21 protein-coding genes and 2 pseudogenes are annotated in these 25,731 nt (G+C 65.9%); 13 read left to right on the top strand and 10 right to left on the bottom strand.

What is annotated here, in order from left to right:
* Positions 1-170, top strand: a pseudogene (locus ACZ5VQ_RS48240) (IS5/IS1182 family transposase); the annotation flags it as partial.
* 449 nt (positions 171-619) lie between these two features.
* Here the strand turns inward: ACZ5VQ_RS48240 and ACZ5VQ_RS48235 are convergent.
* The 3 genes from ACZ5VQ_RS48235 to ACZ5VQ_RS48225 form a co-directional block, all read right to left on the bottom strand.
* Complete coding sequence (locus tag ACZ5VQ_RS48235) at positions 620-1,558, bottom strand: C2 family cysteine protease (RefSeq protein ID WP_469110570.1); 939 nt, start codon at positions 1,556-1,558, stop codon at positions 620-622.
* A gap of 161 nt (positions 1,559-1,719) precedes the next feature.
* The gene (locus ACZ5VQ_RS48230) at positions 1,720-1,866 is read right to left on the bottom strand and encodes a hypothetical protein (protein WP_469110569.1); all 147 of its coding nucleotides are present in this window, start codon (positions 1,864-1,866) and stop codon (positions 1,720-1,722) included.
* A 90-nt stretch (positions 1,867-1,956) separates the two neighbouring features.
* On the bottom strand, positions 1,957-3,120 hold the full coding sequence (locus tag ACZ5VQ_RS48225) for a peptidoglycan recognition protein family protein (RefSeq protein WP_469110568.1): 1,164 nt from the start codon (positions 3,118-3,120) through the stop codon (positions 1,957-1,959).
* A gap of 457 nt (positions 3,121-3,577) precedes the next feature.
* Between ACZ5VQ_RS48225 and ACZ5VQ_RS48220 the strand changes: the two genes are divergently transcribed.
* The 8 genes and pseudogenes from ACZ5VQ_RS48220 to ACZ5VQ_RS48185 all read left to right on the top strand — a co-directional run bounded on the left by ACZ5VQ_RS48220 (position 3,578) and on the right by ACZ5VQ_RS48185 (position 15,055).
* Positions 3,578-4,048: a sigma-70 family RNA polymerase sigma factor gene (locus tag ACZ5VQ_RS48220; protein ID WP_469110567.1), complete on the top strand. Its 471-nt coding sequence runs from the start codon at positions 3,578-3,580 to the stop codon at positions 4,046-4,048.
* Positions 4,049-4,398: 350 nt separating this feature from the next.
* On the top strand, positions 4,399-5,256 hold the full coding sequence (locus tag ACZ5VQ_RS48215; protein ID WP_469110566.1) for a lytic transglycosylase domain-containing protein: 858 nt from the start codon (positions 4,399-4,401) through the stop codon (positions 5,254-5,256).
* Positions 5,257-5,276: 20 nt separating this feature from the next.
* Entirely contained in the window at positions 5,277-5,546 is a 270-nt protein-coding gene (locus ACZ5VQ_RS48210; protein ID WP_469110565.1) for a hypothetical protein, read from the top strand.
* A gap of 54 nt (positions 5,547-5,600) precedes the next feature.
* Positions 5,601-6,260, top strand: a complete 660-nt coding sequence (locus ACZ5VQ_RS48205; protein ID WP_469110564.1) for a response regulator — start codon at positions 5,601-5,603, stop codon at positions 6,258-6,260.
* A 2,677-nt stretch (positions 6,261-8,937) separates the two neighbouring features.
* Positions 8,938-10,475: pseudogene (locus ACZ5VQ_RS48200) on the top strand (DNA primase family protein).
* Complete coding sequence (locus ACZ5VQ_RS48195; protein WP_469110563.1) at positions 10,472-10,855, top strand: DUF6009 family protein; 384 nt, start codon at positions 10,472-10,474, stop codon at positions 10,853-10,855. The pseudogene ACZ5VQ_RS48200 and the gene ACZ5VQ_RS48195 overlap by 4 nt, the downstream one beginning before the upstream one ends.
* Before the next feature lie 603 nt (positions 10,856-11,458).
* Positions 11,459-11,788 (top strand): hypothetical protein, encoded by a 330-nt coding sequence (locus tag ACZ5VQ_RS48190; RefSeq protein ID WP_469110562.1) that lies wholly within the window; start codon positions 11,459-11,461, stop codon positions 11,786-11,788.
* Positions 11,789-12,019: 231 nt separating this feature from the next.
* On the top strand, positions 12,020-15,055 hold the full coding sequence (locus tag ACZ5VQ_RS48185; protein WP_469110561.1) for an AfsR/SARP family transcriptional regulator: 3,036 nt from the start codon (positions 12,020-12,022) through the stop codon (positions 15,053-15,055).
* Here ACZ5VQ_RS48185 and ACZ5VQ_RS48180 read toward each other — a convergent pair.
* The 5 genes from ACZ5VQ_RS48180 to ACZ5VQ_RS48160 form a co-directional block, all read right to left on the bottom strand.
* Positions 14,937-15,491, bottom strand: coding sequence for a sigma factor-like helix-turn-helix DNA-binding protein (locus tag ACZ5VQ_RS48180; RefSeq protein ID WP_469110572.1), 555 nt, complete (start codon positions 15,489-15,491; stop codon positions 14,937-14,939). The two genes, ACZ5VQ_RS48185 and ACZ5VQ_RS48180, sit on opposite strands and share 119 nt — an antisense overlap.
* 425 nt (positions 15,492-15,916) lie before the next feature.
* Positions 15,917-16,714, bottom strand: a complete 798-nt coding sequence (locus ACZ5VQ_RS48175) for an alpha/beta hydrolase (RefSeq protein WP_469110560.1) — start codon at positions 16,712-16,714, stop codon at positions 15,917-15,919.
* Positions 16,715-16,823: 109 nt separating this feature from the next.
* Complete coding sequence (locus tag ACZ5VQ_RS48170; protein WP_469110571.1) at positions 16,824-17,012, bottom strand: DUF2630 family protein; 189 nt, start codon at positions 17,010-17,012, stop codon at positions 16,824-16,826.
* 53 nt (positions 17,013-17,065) lie between these two features.
* The gene (locus ACZ5VQ_RS48165; RefSeq protein ID WP_469110559.1) at positions 17,066-17,830 is read right to left on the bottom strand and encodes a pyridoxamine 5'-phosphate oxidase family protein; all 765 of its coding nucleotides are present in this window, start codon (positions 17,828-17,830) and stop codon (positions 17,066-17,068) included.
* 70 nt (positions 17,831-17,900) lie between these two features.
* Positions 17,901-18,779, bottom strand: a complete 879-nt coding sequence (locus ACZ5VQ_RS48160) for an alpha/beta fold hydrolase (protein WP_469110558.1) — start codon at positions 18,777-18,779, stop codon at positions 17,901-17,903.
* 1,065 nt (positions 18,780-19,844) lie between these two features.
* Between ACZ5VQ_RS48160 and ACZ5VQ_RS48155 the strand changes: the two genes are divergently transcribed.
* From ACZ5VQ_RS48155 to ACZ5VQ_RS48140, 4 genes are all read left to right on the top strand, one after another.
* Positions 19,845-20,507: a hydrolase gene (locus ACZ5VQ_RS48155; protein ID WP_469110557.1), complete on the top strand. Its 663-nt coding sequence runs from the start codon at positions 19,845-19,847 to the stop codon at positions 20,505-20,507.
* 208 nt (positions 20,508-20,715) lie between these two features.
* Entirely contained in the window at positions 20,716-21,441 is a 726-nt protein-coding gene (locus ACZ5VQ_RS48150; protein ID WP_469110556.1) for a YoaK family protein, read from the top strand.
* Positions 21,442-21,505: 64 nt separating this feature from the next.
* A complete protein-coding gene (locus tag ACZ5VQ_RS48145; protein WP_469110555.1) occupies positions 21,506-23,398 on the top strand; it encodes an amidohydrolase in 1,893 nt (630 codons plus the stop codon).
* Between the two features lie 52 nt (positions 23,399-23,450).
* Positions 23,451-23,945, top strand: coding sequence for a DoxX family protein (locus tag ACZ5VQ_RS48140; protein WP_469110554.1), 495 nt, complete (start codon positions 23,451-23,453; stop codon positions 23,943-23,945).
* 106 nt (positions 23,946-24,051) lie between these two features.
* On the opposite strand, the gene ACZ5VQ_RS48135 is transcribed toward ACZ5VQ_RS48140, so the two are convergent.
* Complete coding sequence (locus tag ACZ5VQ_RS48135; protein ID WP_469110553.1) at positions 24,052-24,519, bottom strand: nuclear transport factor 2 family protein; 468 nt, start codon at positions 24,517-24,519, stop codon at positions 24,052-24,054.
* Positions 24,520-24,620: 101 nt separating this feature from the next.
* A complete protein-coding gene (locus ACZ5VQ_RS48130) occupies positions 24,621-25,499 on the bottom strand; it encodes an alpha/beta fold hydrolase (RefSeq protein WP_469110552.1) in 879 nt (292 codons plus the stop codon).
* Positions 25,500-25,731: the final 232 nt, after the last annotated feature.

The following is a 25,731-nucleotide window of genomic DNA, read 5'->3' as shown; positions in this document are numbered from 1 at the left end:
GCGAGGAAGCCGACAATGCCGCCCACCGCAAGGTCCGCGCCCGGGTGGAATATGTGATCGGCCGCATGAAGAACTACAAGATCCTCCGCGACTGCCGGCAGCACGGCGACGGCCTCCACCACGCCGTCCAGGCCGTCGCCCACATGCACAACCTCGCCCTCACATCATGACCAGAAGACTGCGACCACAGGCTCTGACCTGCCAAAACGCAGCCTTGTGCAACACCCTTTAGATGTTCGCGCGGGATGGAACTCCGGCTCTATGGCGGCGTCTCGCTGCCAGTGGACCGCCCAAGCTGGACGACGTGTTTCTGAGGGCCTGTTGGACGATCTTGAGGGGCGGGGCCGAGGGTGGTTGCGCGCTCGACGAAGTGTGTGTGCTATAAACCGTCGACCCAGACCTTGCGCAGGCCGGACAATCGGCGGCGGCCTGTTGCACGATCCGCTCACCGTTGTCAGCCGCATCTTCGACAGCCATCGGGAACGGGCGCGAAAACACTATTCACACAGTCTCGTTGACGTTCTGCACGCGAACTCCGACGACCCCTACAGCTCTCCTTCACTACCGACTATGAGACAGAGCCGTCGCCTTGCCAGAATCGTACTCACAGCCGCTTGTACTACCTGGATCTGCGGGATTGGGTCACTGCCGTGGGAGGGATGGCCAGGCCCACGTCGTCCCTAGCGAACTGTGGCTGGCGAGTTGAGGTGCGCTGGGAGTCAGGCACTGGCATAGCCGCTGCGCCGGCCACGGGATGGCGGAGGTGCTCGTGTGTTTGCTGCTGTATGTGCCCCGGGAAATTTCGCCGCATGTCACCGTCTATATCATTCGAGGCGATCACTTGATCGAAGAATTGATGCACGGTGTTCTTGTCAACGAACAGGACTCCCGCACCTTTCTGGGGGTCGTACATCGAGTAGCCGTCCTGATCGTCTCGCCGGGATGTACGCAGGACCGCGTAGACATGGTCTGGAGTCAGTCCCACCTGTCCGGCCCGGTCCGAGGTCGCGGCAACGACAGGCTGGCGGGCTTCGAGGGCCTTGTCCAGAAATTTTACGAGCTCATTATTATCCGTCGGCCTCGGCTCGTGGCGGAACGAAGTAGCGATGCCCATATCCGCGAATTGGTCAGTGACCGAACGACCTTCAATGGGCAGGTAGGAACCCTGTTCCGCACTACTATTCGCCTTGGCGACGGCCTTCTCGATCAGCGCCACCCATGACACCATGTCTGCGCTGGCAACCATAGACTGGGACGGCCCGTTGCTGTTAGCAAGACGCATTCCCGGAATGATCGGCCCGACATCGGCCGGCTCATTCAACTGCACGGTGTACCGGCCGTTCTCGGCAGGGGCGATCATCGCCTTGATGTATTCCGGCGCCTCATGAGCCAGAGCTGCCAGCGGAGCCATAAGGGAGCAGTCGCCAATGTAACCTTGCTTCACATCGGTGTACAGAGGATTTCCGCCGGAGCCGAACAGCCGAGGGGAAACCCGATAGGGCGTCGTCTCCCTTCCCATAGCAGCAGCGGTGGCCAGCAGTTCCTGGGAGACGTCCACGGAGCCGGCACGCTCCCGCCTCACGGTACCTTGTTCGTGCATCTCTTCTCCTAATTGTGCGTTCCCGGTCGTCTATTTCTGACCTCTCCATGTGGTGCAACGTCTTGCGGAGGAAAATAGTTCAAAGACAACCCAGCTCTTGGACTGAACCTCTTGTGACCTCACATCGACACATGAGGGAGGACACGTACGGCCTGGATGATCTCAGTGATGTGGTTGATACGGCACTCGATGAGGGCGGCGAGGTCGGTGTCGATGACCAGGACGCGTCGGCCGCGGGGTGACCGCCACGCCGAATCGGAGAACACTGCATTTACCCCGGCGAGGGCTGAAAACCAGCCTGATCCGTGGGGAGGTGGCCTGTCCGCAGGGTGCTCAGAGACAGAAAGTGCTCCTGGTCAAGAGGAGCGCATCTCCGCGACGTCCGCGCGAATTCCCTCAAGGTCTGCGTAGGTCGTCCCACCCGGACATTCGGTGGAGAACCAATCCTTGTGACCCCCCAAGGCGGGACCGGGCTTTCTGCTTCCGCTCACAGGGTTGCGGTACTCGATGGTGGCGGACGGGTCGATCTCATGCTTCTTCGTCAGCGACGCCACCAGGCCGACCAGGGCTTCTCTCATTTCAGTCGGCATGGCCGTCGCATTGAAATCGCCCAACATGGCTATTCCAATGTTTCCGGAATTACATCCAACGGTGTGGAAGGCGGTGACGACCCGACCCTGCTCATCGTGAGCCGCAGCACCCTTCTTCCCGGAAAAGCGTCCCTCATATATACGCCCGTCCCGGTCGATCAGGAAATTGTATCCTATATCTCCCCAGTCGTTCGAGATGGCGTGCTGCTCGTAGATTGCGCGGACTGTCGCAGCCGGATCCGGGTCGTCATTCGGAGTGTCCGTGTGATGTACGGTCACCATCTGCACGGGAAAGAATTCCGTAGGCGAGGACTCTTTTCCGGCGCTGGTGAAACGCTTCCCCTCGTCCGCTCCCCAGTTGGCTCGGGTTATCAATCCCGGTGGCGGAAACTCAAGGCTCTTCGGCCCGTCGCCGGTGAAGAACGCAGGCGCCTTGGACTCGTCGTCCCCTGCGGAGGGCGAGGCCGAAGAGGAGTCGATGGCTATGGCATCAACGACCTCGACATCATCGTCTATTTCAAATTGGTAAGCAAAACTGTTATGCGCAGGAACCAACGCCATGGAGACGTCGGAAGACGCCATCATGTCTAGCGCTCCATCTTTTCCACAAGGACACGACGGGGATATCTTGCGCCATTTACCGGCCTTCCCCTCCTTGTCGAACAGCCGCACCCTCAAGCCTCGGAGCGACCCCGACCAGGTGACTCCCAATGCTGTCATCGGGAACTCCGTGTGAAAAACTTTGCGGTCCGGATGCTTATTCACTGAGATGCGTGTGCCAGATCCTTTGCGCCCCACGACGCTCTTGTCGCTCCGCGGGTCTGAGCCATCTCGGACGCAAGCGTTGAGCACTGGAACCATCGCAGCGGCGCCGATGCCGGCACCGACAAGAATATTTCTGCGGGAGGGTCCGGAAACGGACTTCTCCATGTCTGCCGGTTCCCGGCCGAAAAACAAGCGGATCACCCTTTGTAGCTAGTCCATCGCTTCTGTAGGTGATACGCCTCGCGATGAGATGCAGTTCACTCCGATCCACCGGCCCTCCGGGAGGGACCCCGCGTGGCGGCATCTTGCCAGCTCAGCGAGGCAGAAACCATCGAAGTGAACCAACCTGCCGCCCCTCCCCGTAGCTCACTTCGTCAGCGCACGCAGCTGCGGTCGACCGAAGTACAGACGCGAGGACGCCGAGCTTCCCAACTCCTTCCTGAAACGTTTCTTAATTCCGCACCGGCACGCCAGAGAACAGGTTCGGCCACTGCCGCACCATGATCATCTGGCGCTCATGCCTTTTCATTGATCTGGAGTGGTTGTGAGTTGGACATTCTTCGGAATGGAAGGACGACCCGACGTTGGAGAAAGTGATTCCGTAGATGACTACAGGACTCTGGTGCTGGCACTGCACGCCTACGTGAGTCGTCTCCTCGGAGGCGATCGTCATAGGGCGGAAGACATCGTTCAGGAATCCCTTATTCGATGCTGGCAGATCTACGACTCTGCCGGCTGCGATCTGCTGCGACCATGGCTGTTCAGAGTGGCCAGGAATCTCGCCATCGACTCCTATCGAAAGGAAAGTAGGCTTCCTCTCGACACAACCAGGCCACTCTGGCTGGATGATGAAACAGTCGAGCAGGACGGAAGCGACGCCGTATTGACATCGATTGTCGTACGTGACGCGATGAACAGCCTGCCGATAGGTCAACGAGAAGCCATATACGAAACATATTTCATGGGCAGAACTTTGGAAGAGGCTTCGAGGAAGCTCGGACTGCCGCTCGGAACTGTTAAATCTCGCGTTCATTACGGCATCCGGGCCATGCGACTGAGCATTCGCGAGCACTCCGCTCATGAAGCCGCTTGAAAGCGTTGCCGCGGTGTGCAGACACCAGTTCCGAGCGAAGGCCTGGGCAAGTGTCCGGCGTGGCAGTGGTCAAGCCCGTTACACGGCTCACGCAAGGACGCCCACCGCGGCAGCCGCCCGCCGCCGTCGTCACTTGGCCGTCCCGCGGCTCCGGGGACGCTCTCGTACGCGCCGCCCCCGCTTCCCCGTCGAGCCGGCCGGTGATCTGCCCTGCCGTCCGCACCCGCAACAGCCGCCCACACCCGCAGGATCGACAGGCTGTGAACTGATCACGGCTGGTCCGCGTATCAAGTAATAGAGGGCTTCTCCCATTTCCTTCCTCGTGTGCGAGATTCTTTTCCAGAGAGCGGATGGCCAGCAACGAAATGGATAACGAACCGAAGGGCAACACTGCCGTTGTCGCAGGAATTGCGACTACAGCCCTGGGATTTCTTGCCATGCCCGCAGGAATTACTCTGGGAATCCTGGTAACTCTCGTTGTGGGCGGCTTGGGAGTTCTACTGTGGCCCATTGTAATCATTGTCATGCTCTTCAAACTCGGACTCACTCCGCCCGCCGGAGTGAACGCCGACAGGCCCACTCTCACCGCAGTCGAACAAAGCTGTGAAGATAACGAGAACAACCAGTTCGGAGATACGGACGAAGAGCGGGCCGATCGGGCTTCAGAAATACTTCTCAGTGATGGTGACGGCGAGCTGGAGGTCTCACTCCAGGACAAGCGAGAACCGTGCACGGTGCCCAGAGAACACTTTGGGAAAATAAAAGATGCAGCAAAGACGTGTACGGACATCGGCGCGGTCCTGATCGCCGCACAGATACAGTACGAAACTCAGTTCCAGAATGATTTCGTCGGCCCAAATGGCGCTGAAGGGATATCACAGGTCCCGTCAGGCATATTTGAGGAATTTGACGGAACAGATCCTTTCGATGTCAAACAATCGATCGACATCCAGGCAGAATACCTGTGCTCCTTGGCTGAAGACACCAAAGAATTGATCAATTCTGGGGGCATGACCGAAACCAACTACATAAATCTGACACTGGCGGCATACGATGCGGGGCTGGATGCCGTCAAGGAGGCGAAGGGTATACCGGAAGGGTCTGAGGACTATGTCCTCGGGGTGAGGTTCTGGTTTCCGTCGATGGAAGGCGTGGGCGACCCCCCTCGTGTCACGCCAAGGGGAATCAAGGGCACATTCGACGAGTGATTGGAACGGAGGCCAGGAACATGCGTCTGGTTGCACTGCCAGGGGTGATCTCGGACCTGTCAGGCAGCGGGGAATTCACTCTGCAAGACCCCGCAAGCGGAAAAATATACGAGTACGAGCCGTCCGCAGCCGCGATGTGGATTGCCATTCGACAGTACAACGGGGATGCCCGAGCCGCAGCACAACGTCTGGCATTCGAGTGGAACGAGGATGAAGTGACAATAAGCGCGGAGATGGCAAAATCGGTATGCGACTGGCTTTATGTGGGATTGCTCAAGTGCGCCGAATAAGTTGCGGCCGCAGACCGATCGCATGAGCACACCCACACAGCGAGGAACTCTTCGATGACTGTCTCTGTGGTGATCGCCGACGACTACGAGATGACGCGGATGGCGTTTCGTCTCGTTCTTGACGGACAGCGCGATATTTCCGTGGTCGGGGAGGCATCCGACGGTATCGAGACCATCGAGTTAGTACGCAGGTTGCGACCGAACGTCTGCTTGATGAATATTCACATTCCGAAATTGAATGGATTGGAGGCCACCAGGCGGATAAAAAGGATCTCCGAGGCCACGGCGGATGTCACGAAAATCGTCCTCACCACCAAATACGATCTGGACAGAGATGTCTACGACGCGCTTCGCGCCGGCGCCAGCGGCTTCGTGGTCAAAAACTCCGGGCCCCGCCCTCTGGTCGAAGCAGTGCGGGCCGCAGTTACCGAGGATTCCCTCATTTCGCCGTCCCTGACCGTGCGACTCCTCGAATATTTGAGCGATCCGTCGCATGCCGAGTACACGGCCGCCTACACCCGGCGCCTCACATCCCGAGAACGCACGATCGTGCATCTACTTGCTCGTGGTTCCACGAACAGCGAGATCGCTCAACAGTTGACACTCACCGTCAACGCTGTCAGAAGTTACCTACGCCGGATCCAGTACAAGCTACCGGCGCGAAATCGCGTGGAAATCGCGGCCTGGGCCTGGGAACACGGCGTTGCCGGTTGAGCGGGACCGGCACGATCGATCTGCACCACTGAGTCGTGAGTCGATCGTCGATCTCGAACTCCACGACCCGCAGCTCCGGGTACGTCGAGACTCCCGGCGCTCCAGTCGATCCGGCCCGCCGTTCCGCACCAGGCAACAGCGAGGAGTCTCCCCGCTGTGGGGGATCAGCTCCATGACGCTCATACCGTGGAGCGGATCCCCCACAGCGCATATCTCCCAGAGCAGGGAGGGGAGCGATGACGATGGTCCGAACCCGCCGTGATCTCCGCGTCGAACATCGGCGATCACCGTCCCGAACGCCCCTCGCCCGCGCCCACGTGCTGCTGCACCACTTGCTCGACGGTTTACTCGACGCCGGCCCCGCGGCCGAGGGACGGCATGGCGGGGACTGTCACCATTCGCGCTCCGCCCCGACGGTCAGAGCGATGTCACCTGCTCTGACTTCGGGGGCGCCCGGCCCCGGAAGTCGCCGCTCCATAGCCCTGCGAAACAAGGCGCGGTGCGGGGGTACCTGGCCTGGACGAGACCCCGGCCTCGGAAGAATTGCGTGCGTGGTGAGCATGGTCTTGCCCCAAAGATGCCGCCGCCGCAATATTGCGAACAGGGGCTGTCACGCCGAGCTGCTGCGCTGCTGCCGGCTCAGGCATCGGCGCACTCCTCCGCTCAGCCCTCTCAGGAGTCTGAACGGTGTGTGCAGCCTGCTGCCCAGCGGTCGTTACAGCAGCAATCCTGTCCAGAAGGTTGACCTTCTTGGCCACCGTGGACGCCACCGCCCCTGCGGCTGCCCCCACCACAAGGCCCGCTACAGCAATTGGTGGCGTGAAAAGCAACAGTCCAGCCGCCGCCCCCAGTGCTGCACCGGCGGCCATCGTGAATTTGGGGTTTTCCCCCATCCACTTCAACGCTCTGTCAGCTGCCTTCACCGCTTTGGGGTTCTTCCTGAACCAATCCAGAGAGGCATCTTTCGCCTTGTCCAGCAAGCCGCCCGCGTACGCAAGCCGCCCGCGTACGACTGCAGCCCGCTGCCGGCGCTGCCGACTGCCTTCGCCAACCTGGAATCCTTGGCCCAGTTCAGAGAGGCGTCTCTTATCTTGTCAAGCAGGCCGTTCGTGAATGACTGCAGCCTGCTGCTGACGCCTCCGACGCTAGGCGCCGAGGGGTGCCTGGCATTGCTGATGCAGGCCCTGCGGAGTACAACGACGAGTCAAGCGGGTCACTGCCCATGAAGCCTTGCCTGACGGCTCTGATGCTGAACCGGTCCGAACCGTCGAGCCCAAGCACGGCAGCCGCCGCCGAAGGTGGGTCGTCCCAGCCATCACTACTGAAAGAACTCCGAATACTCGACCAGTCCGAATCAGCAGCAGCAGTCGTGGCAGCAGTCGGCGGAGGCTCGAAGAGCGGACCAAAATCCTGCTCATCGAATTTTCCGCCAAGGTCTACCTCCAAGCGGAGCGCCGAAGGCAATCGAGAAACCGAAGCCTCTTCTGGTGACATACGACTGGCCGCATCCCACTGAAAGAGATCGCTTTCGAGTTGCGTCGCGGGTTCAGGCATACTAAAGGCGGTATAATCTGTTCTACGCGGTTGATCATTCGCGGCGTCCCGGCTGTCTGCCATTTCGTCCCGCCGAAGACTATTCCTCTTCTCGACTGGACTACGTGGCGCTCTTGGCGAGAGTTCAAATCGAAGTCGCAGGGCGGACAGCGCGACCTAGGCCGCCTCGGATCGAAGAACGGTCCGGATGAAGTTGAGGGGCTGGCGTGCGGGCGGGACGCCAGCCCCTCTGTCCGGTTGCGCACCGGACCGGCGCCTGCTCCTAGGCGAAGGGAGCAGGGGGCCCTTGCATGATCGGCGTCCGACGGGGCTTTCCTGGCGGCTCCCGCTATCGGTTTCGGCGGAAGCCGCTTCACGCTCCGGTTCGGGTGCGTGCCGTGGCCCGAACAATCATCAGCAAAGTCCGGGCCACGGCGTGCCCTGTCGCAATATCGAGAGGGCGTGGATGCCGTGCGCGACGTTCTGCTCGCCGGGGGAGACGAAAGACCGACGCACGCCAGTTTCCTCATGGTCTCTGCGGCATCCATCCGGTACTACGGGCCGACGCCCCGGAGGGTTCTAACCCGCGCGCAGAAATCTCGCCGATCCGGTTCATGACGTGCAGGTCCTGTACTCCTGGGCGTCCCGCTCGCGGGGTGGCGGCGCTGTCGTCCGAGCCGGGGGCCCGGCCGCTTGAGCAGGTGTGAACCCGCCGCAGCCCGTGCGCGTACTCCAAGACAGGAGGGTCGTACCGCCCGCACGGTGGCCGCCGTCCCTCTGCAGGCAGATACAGCTCTCCACGATGTCGATGTCGATTGGTTGAATGGTGCGCACAGAAGCACGCGCGTCCGGGGGACCTCCCGGTCCGGGCAGGCTCCCCGGCTTCCGGCAGGCGTGAACCTGCGATGTCAGTCCCGTGAGAGCCGCTGAGGTCCGGGCCTCATGACGTACAGACCAGAACCGAAGAACCACAACGACGGTCCCTCGGCCGGCCGGTCCCCGTTCCGCCGAACTCCGCTCATCCACCCACCTGTTGCAGGCGGCACGCACAGCACGTCGTCGATGAGCAACGCTGTTGCACCACGACCTTCGAGCCCGCGCTGTCCGCCGGCGCGCAGCGCCCGCTCCACCCTCAGGGACGTTCATGAGCGCAGAACCCGTCCGTTTTGACGCCGAGGCCGTTGCCGCGCAAATTCGTCAACACACTCTCGGTTTCCTCCAGCCGGGGACCGCACCCGGACCCGAGCTGCCCACGCGACAGACCGGACACCGTCCCGCGCGCGTGTTGGAGTCCTCGCCCTTCGTGCCTGACTCCCTCACCGACCGCGGCAACGCGAAACTGTTCGCCCGTCTCTACAGCGACCAGTTCCGCTATGTGATCGGTATGGGCTGGCACTCGTGGGACACCTACCGCTGGAAGCTCACGGGCGGCGCCGAGGCCGCCCGCTGGGCGGCGGGAGAACTCGCCGAGCAGATCCCCGACCAGGATCCCCGGGGGCGGTTCAGCGACCGCCAGCTCGCCTCCCACAAGCGTCACGCGGAATCGTCTTCGGGTATCAAGGCGCTCCTCTACCAGGCGCAGGCCTCCCCGGCCCTGCGCCTGGACCCCGACATCCTCGACGGCGACATCTATGCCCTCTGCGGACCGGTCAACTGCGCAAGCCCAACCCGCTCACCGACATGCACTCCCGGGCCACCACTGTCGCGCCGCTCAGGATGCCGACCCCCCGGTGGGAGAACTTCCTGCGCGACACCTTCGGCGACGACGGAAAGGGACAGGAGACCACCCGGTTCCTTCATCTGCTGCTGGGTTACTCCATCACCGGCGACGTCGGCGCCCAGATCATGCCCTTTCTGTACGGTTCCGGCGCCAACGGGAAATCGGTTCTGCTCGAAGTCACGATGCAGATCCTCGGCGACTACGCGAACGCCGCCCCTCCTGGCTTCCTCATGGAGAAGGGCAAGTTCACCGAGCACTCCACGGAACTCACCGAACTCCACGGCCGGCGCATCGTCGTGTGCAGTGAGCTGAAACCGAACGACAAGTTCAATGAGGCCCGGGTCAAACTCCTCACCGGCGGTGACACGATCACGGCCCGCCGCATGAGACAGAACTTCTTCACCTTCACCCCCACGCACAAGCTCTGGCTGCTCGGCAACCACCGCCCCGAGGTGGGCACGGGCGGCCATGCTTTCTGGCGGCGTATGCGCATCATCCCCTTCGAGCGTCGCGTTCCCGACGAACGCAAGATCGACAACCTGGCGGCCGAGCTCGTCGGCGAGGAAGGCCCCGGCATCCTGCAGTGGCTCATCGACGGAGCCAGGCAGTACCTGGCGACCCGGGATCCGCTCACCGGCCCCAGCTCCGTGCGCATAGCCACCGCCGCCTACGAGACGACCGAGGACCACATCGGCCGCTTCATCACCGAACGCTGCACCAGGGGCACCGACGGCCGCCCCGACCCCAGCCTGCGCGTAGAACAGAAACTGCTCTACGAGGCCTACGGCCGCTGGTGCTCCGACGAGGGCATCCGTTCCTCCACTCCCCGCGCCTTCGCCAGCCGCATCCGCCAGGAACTCGGTCTCGCGTCACCCGCGGACATGATCAAGAACAACGCGACCAAGCTCTATCCCGGTCTGGGGCTTCTTCCCGCCGAAGTCGATATAGCGAGGGAATCATGATGCCGCAGGAAGACGACCTTGCCCAGGAAACGGAGATCGTCTGGCTGGAGGATCCCGCTTCCCTCGATTACGTCAGACAGGCTCTCGACAAGGTCAACACCCGCCGGGGAAAACCCCGCTACGAGCGCGGGGGCCGCCTGATCGGCTATAGCAATCTCGACCCCAAGTCACAGTGCAGCGCGGACAGCGGACTGTTCGCTCGCCGCACCTTCTATCTGCTGCCTCATGACCGCCCCAACAATCCGGGGGATCCCGACTGCCCGTACAACGTGGGCGCTCCGCTGGAAGCGGTCGACCCGCGGACCGTCAGGGCGAGACAGGTGGGCCACAAGACCTTTCGTTCTCAGGGCACGACCGAGATCGTGGCCGCGGGATCCTGAGGGGCCCGCCCCTCGGCGGGTCTCATTCGGCCCCTTGGGAGGAAGCGCAGGTCAGCAGGCCTGTTCCGCCGGAACACGGGTCTGACGGGACCCAAAGTCGCAGTTATGAGCCGCAGGGAGAGCCGGTACCTGTGCTCACGCGCGCGAAAAGAGCTGTGCTGCCGGTCCGGCGATAACTGCGACTTTGGGCCCCGTCAGACCCGTAAAGCCCATAGCGACCGCTCTGACCTGGGGATATGCCGTACGGGCCTGAAGTACGGCGAGCGCTCGGGTCCGCCCGCGAGGGATCTTCCCGGGCGGGGTGCATGAGCCGGGGAGGTGGTGTGAACTCCCCTGGCGTGTGAGCCGTAGCTAGAAATGAAGCTCCTGCCGTACCTGACTGCGGGAACTCGGTGAGGTGTCCCTTGGGGGGGGAAGGCCGAGACCAAGGCGGTGTTCGGCGGGCTTCCGAACACCGGGGGCCGGTCAGGCTTCACGCCGGCCCTCACCAAAGACGCCCTGGCGGCCCTGGAAGCGGTATGGGCCGATCCGGCAGTCATCAGGGAGCAAGGTCCCAAGGGACGGAGCACCGGTGGAACGACCTACACGACGGAGCTGACACTCGTGCCTGGACTTCGGGAGCTGTACGGAACGGTATACGAGGGTGTTCCCGAAGGGACATCGGTACCTCTCGCCCTGCCCACGGTGGACGGGCAGCTCGCGGCCCTGGCCCTGGTGGTGAACAGCGGTGTTCCCCACGACGAGGTCGTCGGCTTCGTCACCCGATACCGTTGCGCGACACGGGACGAGACCGCCCTCGCAGCTGATTCCCAGGCACGGTGGTCGCTGGAGGCCGACGGCCGGGTCACGTTCCAGTTCCTGTGCGACGAAGGAGCCTCTCGCATCGTCTTCCCGCCGGACCCCCGCCTCCATCAGTGGGCGGCCGTGGCCTGACTCAACGGCGGCACCGTGTCCTTGATGGTGATTCCTGACCCGGCTTCGACGGATGCTCAGGCTCTTGCCCGCACACTCGGTCCGCAGGGCGGGCAGTACTGGCACATCAGCGTCGGCCATGTCCCTCTCTGAGCGCTGAGCCGCCCGTATTGAGCTCCGCGCGCTCTGGCCGGGAATGCCGGTGGGTTTTGTTTGTTGTGGGTGTGAGCGTGGTTTTGCCAGGGGGGTGTTGTGGACGTGGGGCTGCGGTTCACGGTGTTGGGTCCGGTGCGGGCATGGCGCGACGGCGGGGAGATCGAGCTGGGTTCCCCTCAGCAGCGGCTGGTCCTGGCCGTGCTGGTGCTGGCCGAGGGTTCGCCCGTGCTGTCGGGCGAGCTGGTCGATGCGGTGTGGGGAGCGAGAGCGCCGGTTTCCGCGTTGGGCGTGCTGCGGACCTATGTGCATCGGCTGCGGAGGGCGTTGGGGCCCGAGGGCGACACCGTGGAGTCGGTGATCCGTTCCGAGGGGGACGGATACCGGCTGGGCATCGCACCGGATCAGAGCGACGTGGGGATGTTGCGAGGTCTTCTCGCGGGGGCCGAGAATGCGCGCCGTACGGGGGACTTCGCCGGCGTGGTGAAAATCCTGCGGGAGGCGCTCGGTCTGTGGCAGGGGCCGACCCTGGCGGGTGTGCGGGGTGAGTACGCGCTGTGCCAGCGGCAGAGGTTGGAGGAGTTGCGTCTGTCCGCGCAGGCGGCGTGTTCGGCGGCCGAACTCGATCTGGGGGCCCACGCGGAGGTGGCCGCGGAGGCTTCAGGGCTGGTCGCCGAGCATCCGCTGGACGAACGGTTCAGGGAACTGCTGATGCTCTCCCTGTACCGGTCGGGCCGACAGGCGGCAGCCCTCGACACCTACCACCAGACACGAGACCTGCTCGCGGATGAGTTGGGCATCGATCCCGGTCCGGCACTGCAGAGCATGTACCAGCGCATTCTTCGGGCAGATCCCGCTCTCCTGCTCCCCCCGTCACACCTGCGGCCCGCCCGGACACTCCCCGTTCCCCTCACACCTCCACCCGCTGCTCCTGCCGGACCGGCGGACCGGGGGTCGGCGCCTGCGGATCCGGCCCGGCCGTCGGTGTCCGGCCCGTCGCGGGTTCAGGGGTCGCCGCCCGCCGAAGGGTCCGTGGGGGCCGGTGACAGGTCTGTTGTTCCGGCACAGCTGCCTGCCGCGCCGCCGGTGTTCGTGGGCCGGGAGGCGGAGCTGGCCGAGGTGGCAGGCCTGGTGTCGGGCACAACGGTGGTGGTCAGTGCCGTCGCCGGTACAGCGGGTGTGGGCAAGACCGCTTTCGCGGTGCACTGGGCTCACCGGATCGCCGGGCGCTTTCCCGACGGACAGCTCTATGTGAACCTCCGCGGCTTCGATCCCACCGGCCGCCCCACCCCGCCCGACCAGGCTTTGCGGACACTGCTGGAAGCACTGGGCGCCGACCCGCGGACTCTGCCCCAGAGCACCGAGGCCCTGGCCGCCCACTACCGCTCACTCATGACCGGCAAACGCCTGCTCCTGCTCCTGGACAACGCCCGTGACGCCGCACAAGTACGCCCGCTGCTGCCCGGCGCACCGGGCAGCCTGGTCATCGTCACCAGCCGCAACCGGCTCACCGGACTGGTCGCCGTCGACGGCGCCCACTCCCTCAACCTCGATGTACTGACCGCCACCGAAGCCCGCGCGCTCCTCGCCCGGCGCCTGGGGAACAACCGCGTCACAGCGGAACCTCAGGCGGTCGAAGGGATCATCGACCGCTGTGCCCGGCTCCCCCTGGCCCTGGCGGTCACCGCCGCCCACGCCGCCACCCGCCCCGCACTCCCCCTCACCGCGATCGCCGCCGAACTACGGGAGAGCGCCGATACCCTCAACGCCTTCCACGACACCTCCGGCGACACCGCGGCCGACATACGTGCCGTGTTCTCGTGGTCCTACCAGTCCCTCACCCCCGACGCCGCACGCCTCTTCAGGCTCCTCGCCCTGCATCCCGGACTCGACGTCACCGCGCCCGCCGCCGCCAGCCTGACGGCCCTCCCCCTCCCCCACGCCCGCCGGCTCCTCACCCAGCTCGTCGAGGCACACCTCCTCGACGAACACACCCCGGGCCGCTACAGCACCCACGACCTCCTGCGCACCTACGCGGACGAGCTCACCCACACCACGGAAACCCCCCGGCACAGACAGGACATCCGCCACCGCGCGCTCGACCACTATCTGCACACCGCCCACCGAGCAGTGGCGCTGACCGGTGAACGGGCGCTGATCGCCACGGCACACGCGGCGGAGGGGGTCGGAGCCGAGGAGTTCGCCGATGACACGGACAAGGCGACCGCCTGGTTGACAGCCGAGCAGGGAGTGATCCTCGCAGCCGTCGAACAGGCCGCCGCACACCACCACGACACCCACGCCTGGCAACTGGCCTGGGCCGTGGCCAACCACCTGCACTGGCGCGGACTGTGGCCTGAGCACGAAACCGTCCACCGCACTGCCCTGCGGTCGGCACACCGACTGGGTGACCGGACAGCCCAGGCCCATGTCCACCATGGTCTGGCCGTCGCCATCACGGCCCGGGGCCGTGCCGACGAGGCACGGGTGCACGCCGAACGGGCCGTCGAACTGTTCACCGAAGCGGGCGACATCCGGGCCTGTGCCGAAAGCCATCGCACCCTGGCCTCAGTCGCGGAACAGCAGAACGACCTCGAAACCGCGCTCGAAGCCGCACAGCGATCCCTCGCACTCTTCCAGGCCTCCACCGGCCACGACGACGAGGACAGTGGCGGCAAGAGGGCGACGGCGGTCGCGTTGAACCGCGTCGGCTGGTGCCATACACAGCTCGGGCAGCATCAACAGGCCCTCGACCACAGCCGGCAGGCACTGGCCCTGTGCCAGGAACTCAACTGCAGCACCGGGTCGGCGGAGACCTGGGACAGCATCGGTCACGCCCACCATCACCTCGGCCAGTACGAAGAAGCCGTCGTGGCCTACAACAACGCTGTCGCCCTGTGCCGGCGCAGCGACTTCCGTTGGATGACCGCCCGCGTTCTCATGCGTCTCGGGGACACCCATCTGAGCGCGGGTTGCCCGGACGCGGCCCGAGCCGCGTGGACCGAGGCGCTGGACATCAAGGAGCGACTGGGCGGCGGCAGCGCCGAGTCCGACTCTCTCCGCGCGGGATTGCGTCGGCTCGACGAGCCGGGCGACTCTCCACGAGCGAGGAGGACAGGAGCCGCCTTCTCGTAGCCGCCCTTCGGCCGGGAGGTCGGTCGACCACAGGCTCTAAGGACCCGTCGTCGAGCACCATGGCTTCCGCTGTCCGCAACCGACGAGGCCGCCGCAGACGTACTCCGCCTCCGGACGCCGCCCCGCGCGGGCCCGCGGCAACCCGCAGTCGCGACGGTGCGTCGTACAGCCAGTACGCGGCGATGGCGGGAGAAACCTGCATGATCTCGGCTATCTCTTCGTAGCCGAGATCCTCGACGGCCGCGAGGTACACGGCGAGCCGCTGTCCCTCGGGCAGCGCGAGGAACGCGGCCCGGACATCCTCGTCGGGCAGCAGGACGAACCGGTCCTGCGCGGACGCCTGTGTCCCGTCCCGGACCACCGACGCCGGCGGCAGCACGCACACCGTCGGGTGCGGGCCGGCGAACGCGGCGGCCAGGAGGGCGTAGAGCCACATCCGTCGGTCGCCGCCGTCGAGGACCCGGGCGGAGGCCGCGTACGCCGTCGTGAAAACCTTCAGGACCAGGTCCTCCGCCTCGGCCGGATCACCCGTGACGCTCGACGCAGCTCGGTACAGGGGGTCGGCAAAGCAAAGGACGTCACGTTCGAAACGGGTCTCGTACTCGGTGGAGCCGTCCTGGCGCGATGCCGGACGGGGCTGCGTGGCACCCGCGGCCCTGCGGTGGCGGCCACGGCCGGGGGCGGTGTCGCTCTCCCGGGAGTCCAGCTCACCATCGACGCGGCGACCCCGGTGCCGGCCTCTTCCCGGGCCGGGCACCACGGAGCGGACGGGGGTAGTGGACCGCGTGCCGGGTGGCGTGTGCCCCCTGTTCCCCCCTTCCGCGGCGAATCCGGTGTCCAGGGGTGGGGCAGTCGTCACCGTCACGGCTTCAGACCGTGGCCGTGGAGCCAGGTGAGCGTGTCCTGCGCGAGTTCGAGCCAGCCGTGGTCGAAGGGAGCGCTGTGGCCCCGGTCCTCGTAGGTGCGCAGCTCGGCGGGTACGCCGCCGCGGGCGTACAGCTGGTGGGTCTGCCGGACGACGACGGACGGCACGGTGTGGTCCTGGCCCGCGGCGACCAGCAGCAGGGGCCCGCGGTCACCACGACGGGTGTCGACCGCGGTCGGCGAGTTCCTCCGGAGGTTCGCGGTGGAGGCCTCGAAGAGCGGACGCCCCGGGGACGGGATCGTGAGATCGCCGTACAGTTCCTCGGACTCCTCCGGCGAGATCGCGTTGCCGAACGAATAGGCGAACTGAGCGGCCGTCAGGGAGACGGCTCTGCGCTTGTTGGCGGGGCTCTTGAGTACCGGAAAGCTCGAACGCAGCAGGCTCAGCGGCACGGCGCGGACGCCCTTGACCGGGGCGGGTGAGATGCACACGGCACCGGCGGCCAGACCACGCTCCAGCAGCTTCTGCGCGATCAGGCCTCCGAAGGAGTGGCCGACCACGATCGGGGCCTCGGGCAGGTCCTTGAGGACCCGCGCGTAGGAGTCGGTGACCTCGTCGACGCCGACGTCCGAAAGACGCCCGGGTTCGGCACGTGTCGCGGCGACGGTGTCCTCGTCGCCCGGCCAGCCGGGCGCGAGGGTGCGGTAGCCGTGCTGCTCGAAGAGCTCCTGCCAGGGCTGCCACGAGACGGAGTGGATCCACAGGCCATGGATGAAGACAACGGACGTGGTCATTGGTTGTTACCTCGCTCATTGGGTGGGGCGGGCTGCTCGTAGCTGGGCCCTTCGGCCCCCTCCTGCAGTCCGCCGGACTTGCGACGGTTGTGAACGGTGGTGGTCGGCCCTACTGCAGGTAGCTCTCGACGGCCTTGGCCGGCCTGGGGACGGCGTCGTCAGGGTTTTCCCCGTAGTCCCGCCTCGCGCGGCGCTGCCGGAGCAGGTCCCAGCACTGGTCGAGTTCCACCTCGGCGGCGCGCAGTTCGTGGTGTTCGCTCCGTTCGTCCAGGGAGCCGTCCGCCCGCCGGTCGCGCAGTGCGTGCTAACGGTCGACCAGTGCGGTGATCCGGGCCAGGACGGTGTCGTCGTTCACTGCTGCTCCTGCGGTCGCTGCGGCTGGGAGACGTGCGTCTTCGGGTCCGGCTGGAGTGCCGTGACCTGGGCGCGGAGACGGTCGTTCTCGGCTGCGAGGTCGTCCACGCGCTGCCGGAGCGGTTGCAGCACGGACTTCACTTCCTCGGCCGTGTAGCGCGGGGTGATGTGCTGGGGGCAGTTCCAGTCGAATGCCTTGACCTCGACCCGGACCTCACGCTCGATGATCGCCCGGTAGCCCGGGACCGCGTACGCGCTCGACCGATCGCCTTCGCCCCGTACGTCGCTGATGGTCGCGACGCCGAAGACCTTCAGGCGTACCTGGCGGGCGTAGTCCATGAAGATGATGGACACGCGCGGGTCGTGCGCCACGTTGCCGGTGCTGATGTACTGGCGATTGCCCCTGAAGTCGGCCCAGGCCAGGGTGTGTTCGTCGGGAGCAGTGACGAAGCCCGGTGGACCACCGCGGAACTGGACGTACGGCTGGCCACTGGCGGCGACGGTCGCCAGGTAGAAACCGTCCCGCTCGGCGATGAAGTCCCGTTCGGCGCTGCCGAGGGGATCCTTGATCCGGTCGAGTCCACCGGTCTCCGCCGCTCCCTTGTGCGCGGCCGTGCCCGTCCCCTGCGCCGGTCCGGCACCCGCCGGCCCCGGGCCGGAGCGATGCCGGTCCCCGCGGTCGACGGCGGTCCGGCTTCCGTACCGGCTTTGTGCCTCCAGGACCGGCTCGGTGAACGCGATCGAGTGGTAGTTGCGACTCAACTGTCCTCCTTGTCGGAGCGAGCCTCGTGCTCGCCGTCTGCTGTGTCCCTCACGGTGCGGGAAGCGTCGCCTACCTGGTCGGCATCGAGCGGTCGGCTTTGACGATCAGTGACTCGACGGCGTGCGGATCGGTGATCATCGGGAGGTGCCCCGCTGTGACCTTGGTGATCCTGGCATGTGCGTTCTTGGCCATCGCGCTCTGCAGGGAGGGAGGGACGATGTGGTCCTCGGTCCCCAGCAGATAGAAGCTCGGCAGCGATTTCCAGGCCGGTGCGCCCGACTCGTCCGTGAGCGCGCCGAGGGTGACGGGCCGCTGGGTCGCGGCCAGCACGGCCGCGGTCCGTGCCGGGATGCCGTTCGCGACGGCGTCCGGGAAGGCACTCTGCTTCAGATAGAGGTCCTGGTCGCCCTCCGGAGCACCCGGGTACTTCACGAAGTCGAAGAGGCCGGCCGGGTCGAGCTCGTGGTTCGGGTCCAGCAGCCCGAGGACGCTGTCGCCTTCGTCGGGGACGAACGCGTTGAGGTAGACCAGGGCTTCGACGTCGTCGTCCGACTGGGCGGCGTTCGTGATGACGGCCCCTCCGTACGAGTGGCCGACCAGGACGACCGGGCCGGTGGTCCGGTCGCGGAGGAACGCGGCGAGGTACGCGGAATCCTCGCGCAGCCCGCGCAGCGGGTTCGGCGGCGCGAGGACCTGGTAGCCCTGGGCCCGTAGGCCACTGGCGACCTTCGCCCATCCCGAGGCGTCCGCCCAGGCCCCGTGGACGAGCACCACCGTGGGCTTGGGCCCGGGCTTCGGCTTGCCCGACAGCGCGGTGCTCGTGGCGGACAGTCGGCCCCCCGTGTCGCCGGACGCCTGCGTGGCGGCGAAGACGCCGGCCGGGGCCAGCATCCCGAGGAGGGCGAGAAAAGTGACCGTGCGCCGTCGTCGTGCTCGGGGGAACTTCACAGTGGCTCCTGATGAGTTGGCGTATCAAGCGGTGTGTCCGAGGAGCCTGCGTGAAGGGACTGACGTTCTTGTGCACGGCCAGTTGAGAAGGAGTGACCTGGACGACGGTCCTCCTGCCTTCGTCGCGTGCAGCGAAAGGCAGAACCGGAAACGGGGCGGCGCATGCCGGGCGGAGGGGGTATCCGAGGGGTGTGTCCTGATGTTGCGCGGGAGAACCGGAGCGGGATTCCATCCGACGGGTATCAGGGTGCCGTCGACGACGACGAAGGCGGCCGTCCTCCTTGTTCACACCTTCGGGCATTGACGCGCCGACCAGTCGAACCTTGGAGGCCTTTTTAGTTCACCTTTTTCGCCCTGCCGGAGCGGTTGAAGGCGCGGCACCGGCTCCATATCCGCCGACGGCGGCTGAGGGCGCCGAATTCTGCCCTTCGGAAACCGGCGTCACAGGAACAGCTTTCTGCCCTGGAGGCAGGGTGGGAAGGGGCCTCGCCACGCGGGCTGAAGCAGGTGCCGAATTCGGATTCGATTTTGAAGAGGAAGGCAAGAGGCTCGCCGCCGCGGCAGAAGCAGTGATCGCAGGCCCTGTAGTAGGAGGGTTGGCCTGTAGCGCCCGCCGGACCTCTTCCTGCGTGTATGGACCATCTTGATTAGGGCGATCTGGAAGACGCCTAGACATGTTGCTCCTCGATCGAGTTGCCGAACATTTTCTGCGTTCATTCTCACTACGTAAGCCAGGAGGACTGAGTTCACGAGCAGCCTGGGCCGGCCTTGAGGTCGAACGCCGCTCGCCCCGCCGGAACTCAGTCAGCAGCACATCCACAGCCCGGGATGTTCACGGGCGCGGCGTCCAGAGGCTCTCCACTCTTCCTTCACAGGGCGCTCCTAGGTTCCTGTCCTGAGAGCGGTGGGGCCGGCGGACCACGCGACCGGCCCCTCTGCCGCCACCCGTGCGACATCCGAGGAGGCCGCTGTGCCGACTTCCGAACACAGCTTCAGCGGGTGCCCGAACGGGGCCGCAGCGTGTCCGGCCGATCAGTGGCCGAACGAAACGAAAAGGAATATGTCATGTCCGATATCGCAAATTTCAAAGCCGTTCCCAGCTCGAACCTTCTTACGCCCGAAAACTCGGTCGTGATGTTCGTCGACCATCAGCCGCAGATGTTCTTCGGCGCCGGCAACGGAGACCGCACCGCCGTCATCAACGCCACCGTGGGCCTCGCGAAGGCGGCGAAGGTGTTCGACATGCCCGTGGTCCTGACCACCGTGGCCGCCGAGTCGTTCTCCGGTCCGATCATGCCGCAACTGGTGGAGGTCTTCCCGGGCAAGGAGATCTACGACCGCACCACGATGAACCCGTGGGAGGAAAGCGCGATCGTCGAGGCGGTCAAGGCCACCGGCCGCAAGAAGATCATCATCGCTGGCCTGTGGACCGAGGTGTGCATCGTGCTTCCGGCGCTGTCCGCTCTCGCGCAGGGTTACGAGGTCTACGTGGTCGCCGACGCCTCCGCCGGCGCCACTCCCGAGGCTCATGAGCACGCCATCCAGCGCATGATCAGCGCCGGCGCGGTGCCAGTGACCTGGCTCCAGGTGCTGCTCGAACTGCAGCGCGACTGGGGGCGCGTGGAGACGTACGGCCCGGTCACGGATGTCGTCAAGGAACACGGCGGCGCCTACGGCCTGGGTCTGGTCTACGCCCAGTCCTTCTCCGGCGCCCACGCCGCGGCCTGACCCACCGGCCCGGTGCCGTCGGGTGCCGGGCCGGGACGAAGAGCCCGGCCCGGCACCCGCCCGCAGACGGCTGACATCCCGTCAGGGGTGGGCCTGACCCGAGTCCGAGTGCACACAGCGGCCTCTACGACCGTACGGGCCGACGAGCCCGAGCCATGCGGTCGTGCGGGCCATGTGAGCCGTACGAGTCGCGATCAAGGAAGCGTCCATGGACTCCGACCATGCCTCTCCCGCTCCCTCTTCTCCCTCTTCCACTTCCTCTCCCCCGGCCTCCCAGGCGAAGGGCGGCCGCGAGCCGCTCCTGGCATCGCTCATGACCCTGACAGCTGTCAGCGGTCTGATCGACGCGATCAGCTATCTGGGCATGGGACATGTCTTCACCGCGAACATGACCGGCAACGTGGTCGTCATCGGATTCGCGGTCGCGGGTGCCCCCGGCTTCTCGGTGCTCGGTTCGTTGGTTTCGCTGGCCGCCTTTCTGACCGGGGCAGTGATCGCCGGGCGGCTGGAGAAGGTCATGCGCCGCCGAACGGCCGGCAGTTGGCTGCGCCGGATCCTGTGCGTCGAAGCGGTGCTGCTGGCCATGAGCACAGCCGTCGCCTTCACCACCAGCCACGCGGTGCACCCGCTGATCGCCCTGACGGCACTGGCCATGGGCCTGCGCAACGGGACGGTGCGCAAGCTCGCCGTGCCGGACGTGACCACGACGGTACTCACCCTCACCCTGACCGGCCTGGCGTCCGACTCGACATGGGCCGGCGGCACCAATCCACGTGCGGGCCGCCGACTGGCCTCCGTACTGGCGATGCTGGCGGGCGCGCTGGGCGGGGCCGTGCTCGTACTGCATGTGGGACTGGGCTGGCCCCTGCTGCTCAGCACCTTGGGTACGGCTATCGCCGCGCTGCTCCTGCCGCGCCGTTCGTCGTCCCACTGAGCCGGCTCGCGCGAACGTCCATCCCTCTCGTCCCCCTTCCCGACCTCCACCGGAGATGATTCCCATGGCCACCATGCCTGTGGCGGGGCTTCCACCTGCCACCAACGACCATGTCGCCGACCTCGTGATCCGCAACGCCAAGATCTACACCGGTGATCCGGTGCGTCCACAGGCCGGCGCCGTCGCCATCAAGGACGGCAGGGTCACCGTGATCGGCGACGACGCGGCTGTCGCTCCGCTGATCAGCGCCCGGACGCGAGTCGTCGACGCACTGGGCCGACGCGTCGTCCCCGGCCTCAACGACTCCCACCTGCATGTGATCCGCGGCGGCCTGAACTACGTCCTGGAACTGCGCTGGGACGGTGTCCCCACCCTGCGCCAGGCCCTGGCGATGCTGCGCGAGCAGGCCGCCCGCACTCCCAAGGGCCAGTGGGTCAGGGTGGTCGGCGGATGGTCGGCGGACCAGTTCGCCGAGAAGCGGCTGCCGACGCTCGCCGAACTCAACGCCGCCGCACCGGACACCCCGGTGTTCGTACTGCACCTCTACCAGTCCGCTCTCATGAACCGTGCCGCGCTGAAGGCCGCCGCCTACACCAAGGACACCCCTGACCCCAGGGGCGGACAGATCGTGCGAGGCCGCGACGGTGAGCCGACCGGCATGCTGCTGGCCGCACCCAGCGCCCTGATCCTGTACTCCACCCTTGCCGCGGCACCGGCTCCGCAGGGTGAGGACATGAGGACGTCCACCCGGCACTTCCTGCGGGAACTGAACCGGTTCGGTCTCACCTCGGCCATCGACGCGGCCGGCGGCTTCCAGAACTTCCCCGACAACTACGGCACCGTCATCGACCTCGCCAGGGACGGCCAGCTGTCGCTGCGCATCGCCTACCACCTCTTCCCGCAGACCCCGGGACAGGAGATCGCCGATCTGCGGCGCTGGATGTCCATGGTCAAGCCCGGAGACGGCGACGAATGGCTTCGCCTGACCGGCGCCGGGGAGACCCTTACCTGGTCGGCGGTCGACTTCGAGAACTTCACCGAGCCGCGGCCCGAACTGGCCGCGGACTACGAGGACGGTTTCGAGGACGCGGTACGGCTGCTCATGGAGAACGGCTGGGGCTTCCGGCTGCACGCCACCTACGACGAGACCATCCGCCGCGACCTGAACGTCTTCGAGAAGCTCGCCCGTGAGGGTCTCTTCCCGGGCGGCAACCGCTGGCTCTTCGACCACGCCGAGACCGTCTCCCGGGACAGCCTGGACCGTATCGCCGCACTCGGCGGAGCCATGTCGGTCCAGAACCGGATGTCCTTCCAGGGCGAGGCATTCGTACGCCGCTACGGCGCCGGAGCCGCCTCCGAAGCCCCGCCGGTACGCGCCATGCTGGACCGCGGTCTGACGGTCGGCGCCGGAACGGACGCGACGCGCGTGTCCTCGTACAACCCCTGGGTCGCACTGCACTGGCTGGTCGCAGGCCGGACGGTGGGCGACCTGACGATCTATCCGCCCGAGAACCGTGTCAGCCGGGAGACCGCGCTGGCCATGTACACGCAGGCCGGTGCGCGGCTCACCGGGGAAGAGGACGTCAAGGGCGTCCTCAAGCCCGGGTTCTACGGCGACCTCGCCGTCCTCTCCGACGACTTCCTCACCGCTCCGGAACAGGACATCCCCCACATCGAGTCCCTGCTCACCGTGACAGGCGGGCGGATCGTCTACGCCGCGGCCGAGTACGAGGGACTGGACGAGGCGATACCGGCGGTCCAGCCTGCCTGGAGCCCGGTCGCGCACTACGGGGGCTACCAGGCCACCGTGAAGCCCAGCATCGCCGGCGCCCGCCAGGCGGATCTGCTGGGGCAGGCCGTGGCCGAATCCGAACAGCATCGCCAGTGGCGGGCCCAGCGGGGCTTCACCCCCGAGGAAGCTCCCACCCCGGTCTTCGACCCGTGCTTCGTCCTGTGACGCACGACGGCGGCCGGCGCCGCAGCACCTCCCCCCGGACAAGGAGAACGTGATGGACCTGGGACTGCTCCTCGTACGACTGGCCATCGGCTCACTGCTCGCCGCACACGGGGTCCAGAAGGTCAGCCACCGTCTGGGAGGCCATGGGATCGAGGGCGGGGCGGCGGAGTTCCGGGCGGACGGTTTCAGCGGCGGCCGGCTCACGGCCGCCGCCGCGGGCCTCGGACAGGTCGCCGCGGGCCTGCTGCTCATCGCGGGAGCCCTCACGCCCCTGGCCGCCACCATGGCCGCGGGCATCATGACCGTCGCGATCACCGTGAAGTGGCGCAACGGACTCTGGGTGCAGAACGACGGTTACGAGTATCCACTCGTCCTGATCATCGTCCCGGCCGCACTCGCGCTCACCGGCCCCGGCCGATGGTCGCTCGACGAGACGGCCGGACTGCTCCCCTGGGCCCCGTGGTGGACGGCCGCGGCCGTCGGCCTGGGGGCGTCCAGCGGATTGGCGACCCGCGCGATTCTCGGACGGCCGGGCATCCAGCACTGACAGGACGTTCTGCTCGCGCGAGGGAGCGGTGGCGGCCGGGTGATGAACGTCCGGGCCATGGAGATCACGACGCACACCTGCCCGGCCGATCTTCCGGGAAGGGCTCCTACAAGCCGAGTTCGGACAGTCCGGGATGGTCTGCGGGACGAGGGCCCAGAGGCCAGAAAAACTTGCGTTCGGACTCGCTGATACGCAGGTCGTTGATGCTGGCGATGCGCCTGCGCATCAGTCCGTCGGCGTCGAACTCCCAGTTCTCGTTGCCGTAGGAGCGCTGCCAGTTGCCCGAGCCGTCCTGGCACTCGTAGGCGAACCGGACGGCGATGCGATTGCCGTCGAACGCCCACAGCTCCTTGATCAGCCGGTAGTCCAGTTCCTGGCTCCACTTGCGGGTCAGGAACTCGACTATCTGTTCGCGGCCACTGACGAACTCCGCGCGGTTGCGCCATTCACTGTCCGGGGCGTAGGCAAGGGCGACCTTCTGCGGATCCCGGGAATTCCACCCGTTCTCCGCCAGGAGCACCTTCTCCACGGCGGACTCGTGGGTGAAGGGGGGTACAGGAGGCCTGCTGGACATGTTGATCTCCGGGTGATCGAGGGATGTACCGAGAACCGGCTCAAGGAGCAGCCGACCGCCGCCATCCGGCGGCGGTCGGCTGTCGGCTGTTTTTGCTGCCGTCAGGACAGCTTTCGCCCCAGGAAGTCGCGGATCAGAGCAGCGATCTCCGGTCCGTGGGATTCGAGGGCGAAGTGGCCGGCGTCAAGGAGGTGGATCTCCGCCTCGGGCAGGTCACGCTCATAGGCGCGCGCCCCGTCGGCGCCGAAGATCTCGTCGTTCTTGCCCCAGGTGATCAGTGTCGGCGGCTGGTGCTTGCGGAAGTACTCCTGGAAGTCCGGGTAGCCGGGGAGATTGAACTGGTAGTCCCAGAACATCTGCAGCTGGATCTCCTTGTTGCCGGGCCGGTCCATCAGCGCCTGGTCCAGAGTCCAGGCGTCCGGGGCGACACGGTCCAGGCGGTCGGCGGGGACACCGTGGGTGTACTGCCAGTACGTCTTCTCGGCCGTCAGATACTCGCGGACACCCGCCTCGTTGGCCGGGCGGTCCTTGGCATGCGCGAAGAGGATGTCCCAGAAGGGGGTGAAGCCCTCCATGTAGGCGTTGCCCGACTGGACGAGCAGCGCGGTGACCCGGTCGGGGTTGCGGCTGGCGATACGCAGTCCGATGGGGGCTCCGTAGTCCTGGATGTAGAGGGCGAACTTCTGCAGGCCCAGCTGGTCGAGCAGCCCCAGGGTGATGGCGGTCAGGTTCTCGAACGAGTACTCGAACTCGTCGACAGGGGGTGCGTCAGAAAATCCGTATCCCATGTGATCGGGAGCGATGACGTGGTATCGGTCCGCCAGTTCGGGAATCAGGTTCCGGAACATGTGGGACGAGGCGGGGAAACCGTGCAGGAGCACAACGGCCGGAGCGGTGGGATCGCCCGCCTCACGGTAGAAGACCTTGCGTCCGTTCACGGTGGCGGTGCGGTGCTGAACCACCGGCTTCTTGTCGGTCATAACGTCTCCTCAAAGGGGTGTGTCATTTGTACGGAGCGGATCGTCCCTGCCTCGCGTACGGGACATACGGGACGTGCGGGAAATGCGCCGGAGGGTGAGAACCGCCCCCGACGTGCCGCGGGGCATTTCCTGTTGCCGCGTGGTTGTCTCGGTCGCCGCGCGGTCGTCGGTCGGCCGGATGTCTTCGTCCGGCTTCCGATGTCGGCGCGGGAGAAGCCCGGCCGGGCGATCA

The sequence above is a fragment of the Streptomyces sp. NPDC033178 genome (assembly GCF_055577685.1).
The sequence above is the reverse complement of the archived record's forward strand: the minus strand, read 5'-3'. Positions and strand labels throughout refer to the sequence as shown.